This is a genomic window from Loigolactobacillus zhaoyuanensis, assembly GCF_003946385.1.
Lineage (GTDB): Bacteria > Bacillota > Bacilli > Lactobacillales > Lactobacillaceae > Loigolactobacillus > Loigolactobacillus zhaoyuanensis.
Map to the genome: position 1 here is coordinate 45825 of NZ_RHOE01000009.1, position 17371 is coordinate 63195.

General features: G+C 43.7%; 15 protein-coding genes. 6 read left to right on the plus strand and 9 right to left on the minus strand.

The features are described 5' to 3' along the window. Nucleotides 1-72 precede the first annotated feature (72 nt). Entirely contained in the window at nucleotides 73-606 is a 534-nt protein-coding gene (locus EKM76_RS03430) for a GNAT family N-acetyltransferase (RefSeq protein ID WP_125549294.1), read from the plus strand. Nucleotides 607-646: 40 nt separating this feature from the next. Here EKM76_RS03430 and EKM76_RS03435 read toward each other — a convergent pair whose 3' ends face one another. Further along, nucleotides 647-943, minus strand: a complete 297-nt coding sequence (locus EKM76_RS03435; RefSeq protein ID WP_125549295.1) for a hypothetical protein — start codon at nucleotides 941-943, stop codon at nucleotides 647-649. A 189-nt stretch (nucleotides 944-1132) separates the two neighbouring features. On the opposite strand from EKM76_RS03435, the gene EKM76_RS03440 reads away from it, so the two are divergent. The 5 genes from EKM76_RS03440 to EKM76_RS03460 all read left to right on the plus strand — a co-directional run bounded on the left by EKM76_RS03440 (nucleotide 1133) and on the right by EKM76_RS03460 (nucleotide 6624). Continuing rightward, nucleotides 1133-3625 (plus strand): excinuclease ABC subunit UvrA, encoded by a 2493-nt coding sequence (locus tag EKM76_RS03440; RefSeq protein WP_125549296.1) that lies wholly within the window; start codon nucleotides 1133-1135, stop codon nucleotides 3623-3625. A 146-nt stretch (nucleotides 3626-3771) separates the two neighbouring features. Next, nucleotides 3772-4845, plus strand: a complete 1074-nt coding sequence (locus EKM76_RS03445; protein WP_125549297.1) for a DMT family transporter — start codon at nucleotides 3772-3774, stop codon at nucleotides 4843-4845. Between the two features lie 148 nt (nucleotides 4846-4993). Beyond that, the gene (locus EKM76_RS03450; protein ID WP_125549298.1) at nucleotides 4994-5425 is read left to right on the plus strand and encodes a GNAT family N-acetyltransferase; all 432 of its coding nucleotides are present in this window, start codon (nucleotides 4994-4996) and stop codon (nucleotides 5423-5425) included. A 99-nt stretch (nucleotides 5426-5524) separates the two neighbouring features. Beyond that, a complete protein-coding gene (locus EKM76_RS03455) occupies nucleotides 5525-6145 on the plus strand; it encodes a DedA family protein (RefSeq protein WP_125549299.1) in 621 nt (206 codons plus the stop codon). Nucleotides 6146-6252: 107 nt separating this feature from the next. Further along, nucleotides 6253-6624 (plus strand): pyridoxamine 5'-phosphate oxidase family protein, encoded by a 372-nt coding sequence (locus tag EKM76_RS03460; RefSeq protein ID WP_125549300.1) that lies wholly within the window; start codon nucleotides 6253-6255, stop codon nucleotides 6622-6624. 119 nt (nucleotides 6625-6743) lie between these two features. On the opposite strand, the gene EKM76_RS03465 is transcribed toward EKM76_RS03460, so the two are convergent. From EKM76_RS03465 to EKM76_RS03500, 8 genes are all read right to left on the minus strand, one after another. Continuing rightward, nucleotides 6744-7067, minus strand: coding sequence for a PTS lactose/cellobiose transporter subunit IIA (locus tag EKM76_RS03465; protein ID WP_125549301.1), 324 nt, complete (start codon nucleotides 7065-7067; stop codon nucleotides 6744-6746). A 267-nt stretch (nucleotides 7068-7334) separates the two neighbouring features. Then, entirely contained in the window at nucleotides 7335-7778 is a 444-nt protein-coding gene (locus tag EKM76_RS03470) for a MarR family winged helix-turn-helix transcriptional regulator (RefSeq protein ID WP_125549302.1), read from the minus strand. A 42-nt stretch (nucleotides 7779-7820) separates the two neighbouring features. Further along, on the minus strand, nucleotides 7821-10469 hold the full coding sequence (locus EKM76_RS03475) for a YhgE/Pip domain-containing protein (protein ID WP_125549303.1): 2649 nt from the start codon (nucleotides 10467-10469) through the stop codon (nucleotides 7821-7823). A gap of 133 nt (nucleotides 10470-10602) precedes the next feature. After that, a complete protein-coding gene (locus EKM76_RS03480; protein WP_125549304.1) occupies nucleotides 10603-11376 on the minus strand; it encodes an ABC transporter ATP-binding protein in 774 nt (257 codons plus the stop codon). After that, nucleotides 11366-12304: a FecCD family ABC transporter permease gene (locus EKM76_RS03485; RefSeq protein ID WP_125549305.1), complete on the minus strand. Its 939-nt coding sequence runs from the start codon at nucleotides 12302-12304 to the stop codon at nucleotides 11366-11368. The genes EKM76_RS03480 and EKM76_RS03485 overlap by 11 nt, the downstream gene beginning before the upstream one ends. Nucleotides 12305-12354: 50 nt before the next feature. Beyond that, entirely contained in the window at nucleotides 12355-13242 is an 888-nt protein-coding gene (isdE, locus tag EKM76_RS03490) for a heme ABC transporter substrate-binding protein IsdE (RefSeq protein ID WP_125549306.1), read from the minus strand. 51 nt (nucleotides 13243-13293) lie between these two features. After that, nucleotides 13294-14016: an NEAT domain-containing protein gene (locus EKM76_RS03495; RefSeq protein ID WP_125549307.1), complete on the minus strand. Its 723-nt coding sequence runs from the start codon at nucleotides 14014-14016 to the stop codon at nucleotides 13294-13296. A gap of 288 nt (nucleotides 14017-14304) precedes the next feature. Continuing rightward, a complete protein-coding gene (locus EKM76_RS03500; RefSeq protein ID WP_125549308.1) occupies nucleotides 14305-17040 on the minus strand; it encodes an NEAT domain-containing protein in 2736 nt (911 codons plus the stop codon). Between the last annotated feature and the right edge of the window lie 331 nt (nucleotides 17041-17371).

The following is a 17371-nucleotide window of genomic DNA, read 5'->3' on the forward strand; positions in this document are numbered from 1 at the left end:
TTCGCAAATATGGTTCTCATGCGCTAATTATTTTGATTCTCAGTCATGAATGTCCAATAAAGAGGTGTTCTCATGCAAACGCAGGCTTTTTCCCACATTGTCTTACCTCATTATGAATTACGTTTTTTGAATACTGTTTCGGCCAATAGTGTCCACGCGCTGCGCCATGATGCTGCGATCGCGGCAATCACCGGCCGTAGCACCGACCGCGATCTGCCGGCCACCATGCAATATATCACGCGCATGCTAACCGGCACATTGCGGGGTGATTATCTGATGTGGGGTATTATGGATCGACAAGCCGATACTTTTTACGGCTTAATTCAGCTATGGCATTTTCAAAAACAAACAGCTGAAGTGGGCTACGAGATTCTCAGTCAATGGCAACGCCACGGCATTATGCAGGAAGTTTTACCCCAAGTGGCCCAGCTAGCTTTTGAGCAATTAGGGCTGCAGCGATTGTATGCAGTCACCGGCGCCACCAACTTACCATCCCGCCACTTATTAGAAAAAGTTGGCTTTCAGCTCGATACTGACTATCAAGAAACTTTTTATACTTTTCAACAAACCGAATTATCGTTGGTCCGCTATTGGCTGGCAAAATAAAATCGGGGTGTGCCATAATTTTAATTTGGCACACCCTTTTTCAGTCCACATTATCTAAAAAAACATAGTACGTCTTAGTAACTGTTTTTTCATGATCAGCACTGACGGCGCTTAACTGTATCCGTGCTTGTGCTAAATCTTTGTCTGGTGTGATCTGATAATTAAACGTTCCCGGACCAATCTCGGCGCGTAACGCCTGATAATCTTGCTCGACCAAGTGCAAAGTTTGCTGATAATCCTCGGCAAATGGAAACAATACTAATGTATCTTTGAAAAAGAACACTTGCCCTGCACGTAGGCGTGCGAAAAAGTCTTGATCTGCGATTAATAATTGCACGACGTTACCTCCTTGTATTTTAGTTGATTAATTAGCGTTTATTGTCTGACTTCATGGTATCACAGTATTTTTAGCGCAATAAGCATAGCACATTCAACCATGACAAGGAAGCCCGTTAGCCGTTTTTTTCTAAGACTGCTATCATGGAACTAGAGCGTGTCTCAAAATTAATGATTGCGAGTCCTTTATATGCCAAAAAATCAGCCGACCATGATTGAAGTTCGTGGTGCCAGAGTTAACAATTTAAAAAACATTGACGTCGATATTCCATTGCACCAATTTATTGCCATCACTGGACTGTCAGGTTCCGGCAAATCGTCACTAGCACTAGGCGTCCTCTACGCTGAAGGGGCGCGGCGCTACTTGGACGCTTTATCGACTTATACCCGTCGCCGCATCAGCCAAGCAGGTAAAGCCGACGTTCGCGAAGTTCGTCATTTACCAGCAGCATTGGCGTTACGGCAGCGCCCCAATGTACCCAATCAGCGTAGCACAGTCGGTACCATGACCGAAAGTTTTAATGTTCTCCGACTACTTTTCTCCCGTTTAGGGTCCCACGTTGCGCCAAGTGGTCAGCGTGTTGCACCGACCTTGAACGTTGCTGCGGATCTGCCGATCGACGCTGGTGACGGTACGAGCTTTCGTGGACCAGGTGCTGAACGTTTTGCCTTTAACTCGCTCGGTGCTTGTCCGACTTGTCACGGTAGCGGTCAAATTCGCCAAATCGTTCCTGAACGCTTAATTCCCGACGAAACGCTGACCATTCGTAATGGTGCCGTTGCTTCCTGGCGCTTACCAGGGCGTAATTTTATGCCATTAGTCGCCCAAGCCATTGGTCTCGATATTGATACCCCGTTCAAAGACCTAAATGCCCATGATCGCGAAATCGTCCTGCACGGAGAAAAACGTAAATACGCCATCAACATCCCCAGTGCCACCGGTAAAGTTTTTCATATGGATAATGCTCAGTTTGAAAATGCCTTTGCTGCCGTCACCGACAGCTTAGCGACTACCAAGAACGAGCGTGCAATTCAGCGGCTAAATCGTTTTTATTCATTCGCCACTTGTCCAACCTGTCACGGTAATCGTTTTGATCCACAACTATTGACCACGTTAGTTGCCGGCAAAAACATTGCCGAGGTCAGTGCCATGCCGTTAGCGCAGTTACCTAAATTTGCGCAAACGATTGTTCCGTGGCTACCGGCTACAATGTACAAAATGGGGCAAAATTTAGTCACTGAATTTATGAACAGCTTGACCCCATTATTGGAATTAGGTTTGGACTATTTAACCTTAGGCCGCGCCGGCATGACCTTATCCACCGGCGAACTGCAACGGATCCAGTTAAGTCGGACATTGCGCACCGCCACAACTGGGGTGCTTTACGTACTGGATGAGCCTTCGATCGGTTTACATCCGGCTAACGTTACTGGTTTGATCAAAATCATGCACGCTTTAGTTGATCAAGGTAATTCGCTGGTCGTCGTTGATCACAATACCCACGTCATTGCCGCAGCCGATACGGTCATCGAAATCGGTCCCGGTGCGGGACACCAAGGTGGCCAGATTCTTCATCAAGGTAGTGTCGCCCAGATCAAACAACAGTCGGATTCATTGATTGCGCCCTATTTAACTGGCCGGGCACCATTATTAGCGCGCCAGCCTACCCACGATATTTTTGGTGCTGGCGACTTTGGTTGCCACGTCACCCAGCGCTACAATTTACATGATGTGACCGCCAAATTTCCGCTAAATCGGTTTAGTGTGGTCACTGGCTTTTCTGGTGCCGGCAAAACGACGTTGATCCTTGATAGCTTGGTTCCTGCACTGCAAGCGCAACTCAAACACGAACCTCTCCCAGCACACGTTGATCAATTACACGCCGATTTACAGCGTGTCGTGATGATCGACTCAACGCCTGTGGGTAAGAATGCGCGCTCCACCGTGGCCACCTATACCGGCATTCTTGATCGACTGCGCAAACTTTTCGCACAAACGACCGCTGCCAAGCAGCAGCATTGGGGCGTCGCACATTTTTCTTACAACACTACACAAGGCGCTTGTCCAACCTGCAAAGGGACTGGCCGTATTTCACTAGACGTCCAGTATTTACCCGATATCGATCAAGCTTGTCCCACTTGTCATGGCCAACGTTACAATCCGGCGACGCTTAGTATCAAATGGCACGAGCTGACTATTGCCGATATTTTAGATCTATCCGTGGACCAAGCTGTTCCACTATTTGCCCGCTATAAAAGCCTCCATCATCTTGTTTTAAGTCTGCAAAATATGGGACTTGGCTATCTAAAACTTGGTCAAGCAACGCCGCAACTGTCTGGTGGCGAAGCACAACGCTTAAAATTAGTTGCCGAAATGGGCCAAACTCAGCAAGGTACTTTATTTATTTTCGACGAACCTTCCGTTGGTCTACATCCACTGGACACACGGACTTTAATTCATGTTTTTGATCAATTATTAGCCCAAGCTGCCACTATAATCACCATTGAACACGATTTAGACATCGTTGCCAACGCGGATTATGTGGTCGATGTTGGTCCCCGTGGTGGTGCCGCTGGTGGCAGAATTGTCGCAAGTGGTACACCACAGCAAATTGCAGCCGATCCAACTAGCATTACGGGAAAATATTTAGCGCAACATTTACAGCTATTTGGTCAAGATTAACCAACCCTACCATTGACAAGTTTTCAATCAGTTTTACAATAGTAGCTAGACTAGGTTGTAACTAAGTTGGCGTAAATGTGTTTGAAAAAACGTGAGCGCTTTGTCAAACACGCTTTATTTATTGGGGAAGGATCGATTATTTTTTTATGAAACGAACTTATTTGTACGTTTTAATTTCAACTATTTTATTTAGCTCCATGGAAATTTCGCTGAAAATGGCTGGTAGTGCCTTCAACGGCATTCAGCTTAATTTTCTCCGTTTTCTAGTTGGTGGGTTGTTCCTATTACCATTTGCCGTTAGTGCCCTTAAAAAACAGCATATCCATTTAACCGGCCATGATCTCTTACTATTTCTACTTACTGGTCTAAGCTGTGTTTTAGTCAGCATGACGCTCTACCAGTTAGCCGTTGAAGTCGATCAAGCTTCTACGGTCGCCGTTTTATTCAGTTCTAATCCCATCTTCGCCTTGATCTTTTCCTATTTGATTTTACGCGAACGTTTGAGTCGGACGAATTTAATTGCCGTCGCCGTTTCGTTGATCGGCTTACTGATCATCGTTAATCCAGCGCATTTAACCAATCCGTTGGGCTTAACATTGGCCATCACTTCTGCCATTACTTTTGGGCTATATTCAATTATTTCACGCTGGGGTTCGATGCGTCGTAAATTCAACGGCCTGACCATGACTAGCTTAACTTTTCTAGCTGGCTCAGCTGAATTAGCGATTTTAATGGGTCTATCCCATATTCCTAGTATCACAACTGGCTTAGCTAGCGTTCCTTCACTAAAAACTTTCGCCGCGATTCCTTTCATTCAGGGTATCGCTTGGCAAAACAGCTTGCTACTAGCTTACATTTGTATCGGCGTTACTGCTGGTGGTTTCGGCTTTTATTTCTTAGCCATGGAAACTTCCGACGTTTCAACTGCTTCATTGGTTTTCTTCATCAAACCAGCGTTGGCACCGATCATGGCGATGTTCATGTTGCACGAAAAAATCATTACACCAACGATCATTGGTATTGTGGTGATCGTGTGTGGCTCGATCATCATGTTCTTAGGCAATCGTTACGCCGAACAAGATGCTAGTATGCAATATAAAGGTATCTTCGCTAAGTTATTGCGTAAGCCTGGCACGCCAACTGACTTACAGCAAAAAATTGCTACAGAACGTCAACAACTGAAACATGAAAAAATAGCTGAAAAAGATTTAAGTAAATAACAACGATCAGTTATGTTAACCTATGCCATAAACACGGAAAGCCCCTGAATTTACAGGGGCTTTTTTTTACACTGTATTAACAACATTCAGTCGATTGAAAAAGCAAGCTACTAATTTGCTATAATAGCAATGAAAGCGAGGTCTATCCATGGAATTAAAAGTAAACGCCACTGATTGGCAACGCGCCGCAGCCTTTGCCGTGCGGCTGCAGGTTTTTGTTCACGAACGCGGTTTAAGTTTGCAAGCTGAATTTGATGACCACGACCGTGATGGCACAACTTACGCGGTCGTTTATGCCGATCAAACTCCCGTAGCAACTGGCCGTTTTCAGCAATTATCAACCACAACGATGCGGCCTGGCCGCATCGCCACCTTAGCCAGCCAGCGCGGTAAAGGTTTAGGCGCCCAAATTATTGCTGCACTGGAGCAAGTTGGTCGCGATAAAGGCTGTCAGCGCTCTGAAATTCATAGTGAACTCACTGCGCAAGGCTTTTATGCACAGCTAGGTTATCGTCCAGTTGGCACCCCGTTTACAGAAGATGGCGTGGCGTGTATTTTGTTACAAAAACAATTAGTTTAGTCGCCTATTCTTATTCTTTTGAAGCCATCAAGTTATTGATTGACGTTTACCCGGTTTTCACGGTATATTATGGGGACAGTATTTAACTGGAGGTAACTTATGCAAAACATGATCGTTGATTTTATCGACCACTTTGGCTACCTCGGCGTTTTTCTCCTGATTACTTTGGAAAATGTCTTTCCGCCAATTCCCTCAGAAGTCGTCCTGACCTTTAGTGGTTTTATGACGTTACATTCTTCAATGACGCTACCTGGTGTGGTTGTCGTCGCTACGCTTGGTTCAGTTGCAGGCGCGATCATCCTATATGCAGTCGGCCGGTTACTATCGATTGAGCGCCTGCAACGACTGATCGATGGTCGCGTTGGTCAATTACTACACTTCAAACGCAGCGACTTAACAAAAACTGAACAGTGGTTTACGAAACGCGGCAAAAGCACCTTATTTTTCTGCCGTTTCATCCCCATCGTCCGTAGCTTGATCTCGATTCCAGCTGGGACGACAAAAATGCCATTTGGTCAATTTCTTGGCTTAACGGCTGCCGGTACCTTGATCTGGAATATTGTTTTAGTGGCGCTGGGTCACTACGCCGGTAAGGCTTGGACTCAAGTCGCAGGTTACGTTGATAGCTTCGCCAAAATCATTTTAATTATTTTGGTGATCCTCATCGTTGTAGGCAGCGCCTATTTTGTTAAAAAGCGCTTCGGCAGTAAAAATTCATAGCATATCATCTGGTCAAACAAACGCTCACTTAGCGGAACGCTTGTTTGGCTTTTTATTTTACTAAATGCTACAATTAGGCTACAAATTAAGTAAAGAAGGTCAGTCCAATGGAGCAAAAGTTTCTTGATGTTATGAGTCATGAAGGCCCAACCACAATTATTACGATCAACGCTCAGCCGGCAAGCGTCGTTAACACTTGGAGTTCCTATGTTGAGATCAACCAAGCAGAGAATTATCTACTGATTCCAGCCGCTGGGATGCACAGTATTGAGCAGGATTTCCCAACCGATAACCATGTCGTTTTGACAATGGGCAGCAAAGCCGTTATGGGTACAGAAGGCCCTGGCGCTGGCTTTCACGTCCATGGTACTGGTGAATTTCTCGAATCTGGTTCTGCTTACGATGAGATGAAGGCAAAATTTCCTTGGATCCGTAAAGTATTAAAAGTTAATATTGACGAAATTATTCAAAAAATATAGTTTTACTTTTTTATGAGTGAGTTAAAACGCTGAATGATCAGCGTTTTTTTGTTGGCTAAACCTATTTTGGTAATTGCTAACAAAAAAAGAGCAGCATCTCTGCCGCTCCTTATTCTGTCCTATTTAGCTAAACGCTTGTACAACTCAACCATTTCACCAGCTAGGTCGCGGAACGTGATCGCATTCATAATGTGATCTTGCGAATGGACCGTCAATAACGTCACCTTTGCATGTTCACCATTGGCTTCCGCCGTCAACATATCAGTTTGCGAATTGTGTGCTTCCACCAAGAAATGATCCGCTTCTTTTAATTTTGCATCAGCAGTAGCAAAATCGCCGGTTTTAGCCGCGTTGATCGCCTCAAACGCCGAGCTTTTTGCATTGCCACCATTGACGATCAATCCCATGATCGTTTGTAAATCCCGTTCTTGCTCTTCTGCCATAATTAATAGCTCCTTAATCGCTGCACAAAATCAGCTACCATGCGCGTTATTTATTCAAAATGGTTAGACCACTTGGGATACAGTCCCGCTATATCCCAACGGAACACACTAAAATAATGGTTTTTCAACCATTCATCTTGCTCTTTATTATAAAGCGTTTTCATTATGCTAAAATTATAACTCGCTGGGATATTTTTTACAAGCCAGCACTTACTTGGCCTAAAAAAATAGAACCACGTTTGCACGTGATTCTATTTTTACTATTACTTATTTATGGATTATCTTCGTGCTAACCTTTTGCATTAAACGCAGAAGCTCTTGTGCTTCATCCTCACCAAACAAGGCTACCCAACCATGGAAACGCTGATGAATCGCGTGATTGATTGCCTGCGCCACCTTTTGCCCTTCGTCCGTTAATCGTAGATATAAGCGGCGGCGATCGCTGGCATCACGTTCCTGCTCAATATAATGTAATTCCAGCATGACACGAATTTGCCGGGAAATAGCTGCCTTAGTGACACCGCGCTTAATCGCAATATCTGACATCGCCACTTGTTGACCAGCAGCAATGTCACGCATGATCAAAAACTGCTCGAAGGACAAGTTGAATTCCTTAGTCGGTTCCGACACTAGATCACTGATATATTTAAAGCCCGACATGTACACATCAATATAATCTTCCAACAAAGCATCATGCGCTTTACTCATCATGAATTACTCGCTTTCTCATTTGTTTATATTGAGCGTAACATATTATTCATGATTTAGCGCGCTTAATTGTCGTTTAAAGATAATTGGTAAGCTGAAAATAACAACAAAGATAATTAGAATTAGGCTATTACTAAATGGTTTAGTTGCTAGACCATTTAACGCGTAGTTCAAACCATTAAGCAAATACGTTCCTGGCAGAATCGTACTGATTACTTGATAAACACCAGATAACATTGCGTTAGGCAATAGACCACCCGATACGATCAACTGAACAAATAAAATGGCCAGCGTTGCCAGTACGCCTAACGTCCCCCACCAACGATCAAAGTTAAAGACGATCAAGGTGAAGAGCCCATTACCTAACAATAATAGCAGCAGTAACACCGCTGGATGGACCACATTGATCCCCATTAAAGTTGTCACCACTAAAACACCTGCTGCCTGTAAAATGACGGCAGCTGCTAATAGAGCAGCTTTTTGTAATCTTGGTTGTGCTTGGAAGTGTTGGCTATAACGATTGAAGCCAAGTTCAGTTAATACTGCCCCGATAAATAACACCATAAAGATCACGAGTGGTGCCAAAACTGACAATAACGGTTTCGCTAAATTATCGCTTTGGGTTTGATTGGCAACTGGTGTTACGAATTGGTCAACATTAGCTGAAGAGAAGCTTAAATTGCTGACCTGCTTGCTACCAGCAGCTAACTTATGATTCAACGTTGCCATGCCGGTATTTTCTTGAGCCAAGCCACTATCTAATTGAGTAGCGCCATCATTCAACTGGTTGACCCCAGAAACTAACGTCGGTACTTGATCGTTTAACTGGCCTAAGCCAGCGGCTACTTGAGTTGAACCAGAATTAAGTTGGTCGTTATTGGCGGCTAACTGATTACTACCATTGGTTAATTGATCAACTCCAGCTATTAAAATCGGTACTTGACCATTAAGTTGATTCAAGCCAGTTGCTAGTTGTGTCGAACCAGCGGCCAATTGTTGTGTGCCAGCCGTATACTTTTGTACACCAGTAACTAAACCGTTAGTACCATTTAAACCAGCACTAACTTTGACCAATCCATCATGGATAGCACCACTAGCTTGAACTGCGCCCATTGTACTCGTGGTATTACCCTGTTGTTTTAAGCCGGTACTAACTTCAGCTAAACCAGCTTGTAACGTAGCAATTGCTTTTTTAGAACCATTGACAGCAGTTGGCGTTCCATCGGCTAATTTCGCCACGCCAGCTTGCAGCGTCTTTAATTGTGCTTGTACATCTTCCATTGGCGCCTGCGTTGTTGCTAGTGCTGTACCTGTGTTGGTTAAATTAGTCCCTAAATCAGTTGCATCAGTACCAGCGCCAGTTAGAGCAGCAGCGCCGGCAGTCATATTTTTAGTTAATGATCCTTTAAGTTCAGCTAACTTGATTGCTGCGGCAGGATCAGCCTGAAAAATTGCCATTGCCACTTTAGAGTCACCTAAAATCGCTGCCACTTGAGTTGCTGCATCGCCAGCAGCGGTGAAACTGGTACCTGCAGTGGTTAGGTTAGTTTTTAACGACTGCATGTTTCCTTGGACGCTGGTCAGCGATGTTTGCATACTGGTAAGTGCACCGCCAACAGTTGTTAAATCATTAGTTAGCTGCTGACTACCACTGCCGTTAACGCTAGTATTTAAGTCGCTAACACCTTGATTGAGTGCATCTAAGCCGCTAGTTAACTGATCGATCTGTGGTTGACTATCTGCTAATTGCTGATCAATATTATTTGCTGCGCCACTCAAAGCACTTTGTAGTTGTTGACTGCCGGAGGTTAATTGTGTAATTGCAGTATTAACGGTTTGCATGCCACCATTTATTACTGAATTATTTTCAACTACTGTTGCTAATCCATTATTCAATGTAGTCCCACCAGTAGTTAATTGCGATACACCGGCTGCCAACGGTCCTGTGTTTGCTTGTAATTGGCTAAGGCCACCATTCAATTGACTAACCCCGCTAGTATAAGTACCAACGCCTGTATTTAAGGCTGTACTGCCTGAATAAAGTTGTTCCACCCCAGTGGCCAGCGGTTGAGTTTTACTTTGTAACTGATTGAGGCCAGAAGCTAGTTGGGTGCTACCTGAACTCAACTGTTCAGTACCTGATTTTAATTTTTTTGTTCCATCATGAGCTTGGCTAACACCGCTGCCCAATTGTTTCAACGCTGTGAAAACATTTTGATCGTACGCTTCCTGTACATTGGCCACCACTTCAGCTCGTAGTTTTTCGGCAACTTGTTGCGTGATCAAATGGGAAGCAAAATTATTGTGATCAGATAAATCAACTTTGATTTTACTTGTTTTTGGTTTGGTATCTAGTGCCGTCGTTGCGTTGGCAGAAAAATCGCGCGGCAAGGTGACTTTCATTAGATAAGTGCCCGTTTTGAGTCGCGCATCAGCCATTTTTGCTGATACAAAATGCCACGTCACTTGATGATTATGTAATAATTGCTTTTTCACGCCGGCACCTAAAGCAACGGTTTTACCTTGAAATTTTGCGGGTTGATCTTGGTCGACCACTGCCACATTGATTCGGCTAGTGCTAGTGTTTTGCTCATAAGCTACAAAATTCATTGCTATAAATAATAATAACAAGGGAATAATAACGATTAAACCCAATAAAATTAAAAGTCGTGAATGCTTTTTCACAGTTTGCATAATATTACTGCCACCTTTTTCCCCAATAATTTAATTAAGGCGCTATATAGTACATGCCGTTAACTTTATGAGTATCGCGCAAGCTAGCATTTTTGTCAAATTAATTTTAACTAAAAAGGAGTCGCAGCAAAGGTTACTTTGTTGTGGCTCCATTCGGTAACTGAACAATAAATTGACCTTGTTCAGTCGTCAGTATTTTAGTATTGATTTGGAAAATTTCGTGTAGTCGCGGCGGTGTTAGCACTGATTGTGGTGTGCCTGTTGTCACAACTTGACCTGCTGCCAGCATTAAAACTTGCTGACTAAAATGCAGGGCCTGATTTAAATCATGCAAAATCATTACGATCGTTAAGCCGAATTCCTGATTTAATTTCACTAGTAATTCCATAAAACTAGCTTGGAAATGTAGATCTAAGTAAGTCGTTGGCTCATCAAGTAATAGATAATCTGGCTGCTGTGCTAGTGCCATCGCCAGCCAAACCCGCTGTTGCTGGCCACCAGATAACTGCGCCACATTTTGCTGCTTCAATGACGTCAATTCCAAGTAAGTTAAAATCGATTCTAGCTGGTCATCATCGGGCTCAGTTAATAAGGAATGGTACGGTAAGCGACCAAACCGGACCAGATCCAGCACGGTAATATCATCGTACAATTGATTATGTTGGTGAACCACAGCCACTTTACGAGCATATTCTTTTAGCGAAAAATCGGTCAATAATCGTTGTTCTAAACGAATTTCACCACTATCTGGCGTTAACTCGCGCGATAACAATTTGAATAAGGTCGATTTTCCTGAACCATTGGGCCCGACGACCGCCGTCATTGCGCCAGGCGTGATATCGAAAGACACCTGTTTAATGCTCCGTTGCTGATTTGGATACGTATAAGTCAGCTGTTTAATTTGCATGCCGTCGTCCTCCTTGCCGCGCTAAAATAAAAATCAAAAAAGGACCGCCGATCACCGCCAGAATAGTTGCTGCAGTGATTTCGTTAGGAATAACTAGCAAACGACCAACCGTATCCGACAGCAATAGTAAAAAAGCCCCCGCTAGCACGGAAAATGGAATCACTTGGCGATAATCATGACCAACAAAGTAACGACTAACATGCGGCACAATAATCCCGATAAAAGGCAGCACGCCCACACTAGCTGTAACCGTGCTAGTCAAATAAACGGCGACTAATAACAGCGCTAGTCGCACCCAGACCACCGAAACGCCTAAAGTTTTTAGTTGGGCATCGCCAATTTTTAAATAATTAGCCCATGGTGCCAGCCACAAAGCCAGCATTAAGCCAATGATGCCTAAAATAACTAAGAAAAGAACCGTTGACCAAGTGCTCGTGGCAAATGAAACGGCCGTTGTAGTTGCGGTCGGTAGAAAAATTTGCTGAATGCCCACAAACATTGCGTTTAAGGCCACACCAATCAAGATCAGCCGGTAAGGATCCATTTGTTTCTGAAATTGCATCAATAATAAAAAGGCGACCCCGCCGCCTATTAACGCGAAAATAAATTTATTAAATAATAGCGCCGGCAGTAATAAGCCACCAATCAATTGAAACAAACTAGCCCCCGCTGAAATTCCTAAAATGCTAGGATCAGCGATGGCATTACGCAAGGCGGCTTGGAAAAAGGCACCTGCTACGGCCAACATGGCGCCGCTAACTAAGGCTGCAACAATACGCGGTAAGCGAATGTTAAACAACGTATTAAACTGTCCAGCATCCAATGACGTAATTGAAATCGTACTCGCACCCTGCAAAAAAGCGCTCACCAATAAAATGAGCAGCGCTATTAATAATACTAAATATGCCCAAACTGGATGTTTAGCCAACTTACCACCTACCTCTCTCTGCTGCTCTATTTTCTAGTTACCTAGCCACACTATTTTGCTGGATATAGCCACTGACTAACTTGTTGCAGTGCCGTTGTCACCTGCATGTTAGCGGTGGCGTCAAACTTAGGTTGTTGTAGATCGTAGACCCGCTGCTGTTGCACAGCTGGCATTTGTGCCCAAATTGAATTTTGCTTAAACTCTTGTTCAAATTGTGGCTTAACCACTTCGGGCATGGCGTGTTCCAAGCGTAAAATTACATCGGGTCGTTGCTGCGCCAATTTCTCATTATCCGGCGCCAAATAAGGTTGTGTTTTGTCGGGATATAAATTCTCGCCGCCAGCGAGCCTGACTAAATCGCCAATGTAAGAAGTGTCGGTAGCAATCATATAGCCAGCACCTGGCATCCCCATTAAGATCAACACTTTAGGCTTGCTGCCCTGTTGCCGCGCCTGCACTTTATTGATTGCTTGGTCGATCAATTTAACCTGTTTTTTGGCTTGTGTTTGGCGCTGGTAGCGCTGGCCCAAAGTGGTCAACGTTTGCTTTAAGCTAGCAACAGTGTCCAGATTTAAATACTGGGCGTTGAAATGTTGCTGCTTAAACGTTGCTTCATATTGATCTTTTAACACGGTTACTGAATAAACGACAGTCGGTTTGACCGCCGCAATTTTTTCTACATTTGGCGTCATCGGACTGCCGACCTTAGTTACCGACTGATAGCGCGCTGGTAACTGATTGGCTGACGTTGGTACACCGACTAAAGGCAGATTCAACTTAGCCGCCATTTCAGTGACAGCGACCGTTGTTGCAACAATGCGTGGCTGTTGCTTTTTCGGTGCTGCGGTTGGTCGCAATTGTAACCATGCCGCTAGTCCAACGACGATCACCAATACAAAAGCTAATAAAATAAAAACTAATTTACGTGCTGACTTCATAAAATTCCACCTAATTCTACTGCATTATGATGAACAATTTCTAAATACACGTTATTTCTGCCTAACAAAGAAATAAGCCGCCACTGCCAAAACTACGAGTACTAATGAACCGCCAATCATGATTGCGACTTGTGTTTGCTCATTTTTTTTGTTCAGTGCCGCAATTTGCGCGGCTTGTTGTTTAGCCCGTTTGTCACTAGCTTTAGCGCTGGTGGTAGGCTGACTAGTCACACTTTGGCTGCTGGCTGACGTACTGCTAGCGACGCTCGAGCTGCTACTCACAGCGCTACTTGAACTGCTGGCACTACTAGCAGAGCTGCTATTAGTGGCACTATTTAAGGCTGGCAAGTTACTGGTATCAAATTGAAAGCTGATATCGTGTTTTGCTGTATAAACATTCGGCACATCGATCGAAATCGAACTGCTGACCACTTGGCTCAAATCATTAGTTTCAAATGCATAGGAATAATCGTAATTAGACCCATTTTTAACCTTGCTAACATTAGCCGGCCCGTGACCATCGATGCTGAGCACCGTCACCGGCCATTCACCTAGCTGCGCGCCAGTACGAATCGTCATGGTGACCAAATATTGATCACCATTCACAGTGACGCTAGCCGGCTTAACGTAATAGCTAGAAGCAATCGACTGCTGCTGAGAACCATATTTTAATGCCTGATAATTGATCGAATCTGCCGCTACTTTTGACGACACACCCAGTCCTGCCACTAACAGCAGTAACCCTAAAATTAATGACCCTATTTTACGTTTCATAATTGACCTCACTCTACTCCACAATTAAGGTATGTTATTTGCCTAAACCACAAATAGCTTTGATGCTACGGGCGATGGCCATTCTACTACGGCGAACCCCGCCTAGTTGAAACATGGCTCTACTCCACAATTAAGGTAAACTATTTGCCTAAACCACAAATAGCTTTTTGATGCTACGGGCGATGACCATTCTACTACGGCGAACCCCGCCTAGTTGAAACATGGCTCTACTCCACAATTAAGGTATGTTATTTGCCTAAACCGCAAATAATTCAACTACACCGTGATCTAATGTAGCCGTTTGAAGATGGCGAAGCCGATGATCGCGATTGCTGCCACACTAAATCCGGCAATTTCCGCCATAAACGGATAGTCCTTAATTTTAGCGAGTTTCTCTGCCATAGAGCTATTTGCTGCAGGTGCTGCTGTTGCGGACTTGGCCGCAGCTTTTTTAACTGCTGGTACTGCTTTTAAAGTTGTTTTCTTAGTTGCAGTTGTTGCGGACTGTGCCAGTGCAATTGTAGTTGCAGGTAACGCCTGCGCTGTCGTAGTTGGCGTCAAATAATCGGTACCACCACTTTGTGCCTGGCCAAAAACCAACCAAATTTCAAATTGCTGTTGACTGATGCCCGCGATCGGCACCGTCATATCAATCGTTGCTGGAACTGGCTGATCCAAGCCGGTTGCAGACGTGATGTGGAAAGCATAAGACCAAACATCATTACCAGCAGTGCTAGATTGACTTAAGTCAGAATAGTCGCCATTGTTGATCGTCATCGGCTGAAATTTAACGTAACCAGTTGGCGCCTGAACGGTCAGATAAACTTTGTAACCCGTGGCATCCTTAACGACCTTAGCCGTATGCGTGTAGTAATTATTAGCCGTCGATAATGCAGAACGACTTTCATTAAATACTTTGTAAGGCACGTACTGAACTTGTTTATTGGCATCCAATAAATTATTGCCACTGGCAACCGTATTTAGCGTACTTTTAGTTTGCTGCTTTAAGCTGTCTAACGAGTAGTGATTCAAGTTGAAGACAACGTATGCCTCTTCCGAAAAATCAGTTCCGTCATTAGTCAAATCAAAATGTAACTGACCGACACCGGCCAAAGTTGCCTTAGTCACTGAAAATACAAAATCAGCCGTATCCCCATGACGATTAGTGATCTGTGCTGCTTGTTTGTCCAGTGTCATCCCTTTTATATTTTGTAAGCTTTTATTCACATGAAAAACTACTTTTAGCGTACGACCATTATTGCTAACAATCAATTGCGCCGTCTGATCAATAAATTGTTGCGCTATTGACTCAGTTTCTAAACCTTCTTGCATAATTGGTGCATTCAATTTGTAAGTGCCATCTACTAAATGATTCAAATTTACACTGGTATTAGCCGCTGGTTTGTTTGATGCATCTGGCTTAGTAACTGTTGGTTGATCCGGCTTAGTCGTGCCCGGATCACTGGGATCAGTTGATGCCACGTGTAATGCTTGACCAAATTTCACCCTTGCTGATGGATACATTTCTGTACCTAAAATGGGGATTTTGATTGTCATTGTCGCCTGCACCATAGCCTGATCAAAATGATCATTGACCTTAAAAATGAGATCTTCAGTATCTTGGGTTTTATTAGTAATTGTTGCCTTATTCTCAGGATCACCTAAACTAAATGCGGTGATTGTTGAGGCGTTTTTTATAACGTGTAAAGTAACAGTCACGGTTTCACCAACCACCGTCACAGTTGCTGTTGGTTCAAGGAAACCAGCAGCAACTGATGGTACGTCTTCGTCTGCATTCAAAATCGTCATTGGCACTTGATATGTCCCATCAACTAAATGTGCTGGATCAAAAACTGCTGGCGGCGTCGGCTCAGTTGGCTCAGTTGGTTCAGTCGGTTCAGTCGGTTCAACATATAGTGCTTGACCGAACTTAACCCGCGCTGACTCAGACATAACTTTATTAAAACCAGGAATTGTAATATCCATTGTTGCTGGCACAATGGCAGCCGTATAATTAGTATTCACATCGAAAGTAAGATCTTTGGTAGTCGTAGTTTCATTAGACGGTGTTGAACTGCCCCCACCTAAACTAAAGGCGGTAATCATTGATGCGCCCATTTTAACGTGTAAAGTAACTTTTGCTACTTTATCTTTTACCGTCACTGTTGCCATTGATGAAAAGTAAATAGCAGCAGCTGACGGCTTATCGCTGTCCGCTTTTAAAAATGACACTGGTACTTGATACGTACCATCGACTAAATGTGCAGGATCAAAAGCCGCTGGTTCAGCAGCCTTTTCAGTAGTATCATCAGTTGCTGGTGTCGTCGTGTTTGATTCTTTAGCTGGTGTGGTGGTCGCTGCCGGTTCACTAGTGGCGGTGTTATTGGCCGCACTAGCTTGCGTCGCTGCTGTAGCGTCAGTAGTTGCTACGCTGCTTTCACTAGCTGAGCTTGCACTTGCGGCAGTTGTGCTATTGCTACTGCTACTTTCCGTAGTTGCTGCATCTGTTGCCGGTGCTTGATCTAACTGTACGACTTTTAAACTAGCGGTATCTGGCTTAACATCCATTGTTACCGCAATGCTGCTGGCACCAACATTAATTATTGATGATAAATTGGTGACCGTGCTCAAACTAGCCACATTAAAAGTCAAATCTGCGGTTTGATCTGCATTTTTGGTGACTGTCACCGGTTGTCCATCACTGGTTGTTTTAACATCAGTTATCTTTGAAACGCCATCACTAGAATTAATATGTAACGTTAATTGTAGTTGATGATCCTTGACTACTAATTTTGCTGATTTATCAATATAAGTCTGTGCTAAGGAGGCTGCTTCCGTACCAGTTTTCAGTAATGGTGCATCAATTGTATACTGACCATCCGCCAAATTAGCTGGATCTAAATTAGTCGCACTCGTTTGCGTTACGTCGGTCGTCGGCGTTGCGGCTAACACGCTAATACCGGGTGCGAATGCGCCTAAAAGTAAGACGCCGACCGATAAATACGTTAGGATACGTTTCTTCATTTATATTCCCCCACCAAAATTTTTTATGTAAAAACATGCAACTACATTATACATGAAATTAATATTTTCTTAACAAAGCATTATACCCTTAATTAAAGCATATTTTGTTACCGCATTCAATTATTTTTTGACCTAAAATATACGTTTAGTATATATTTTCACATAATTATAACTAATTTTTTACCCAAATTGTCAAATCAAGTGCAACAGTATCGACCTATTCTTATAAATTGGTATAGTTAATCATCTAAATCAATGAATAGTTCACTGGCGCAGTTGTAGTTCAAGCTCCGACGTGGCCGGTGGTTAAGCGCGTCTTGGATTCCTTGGA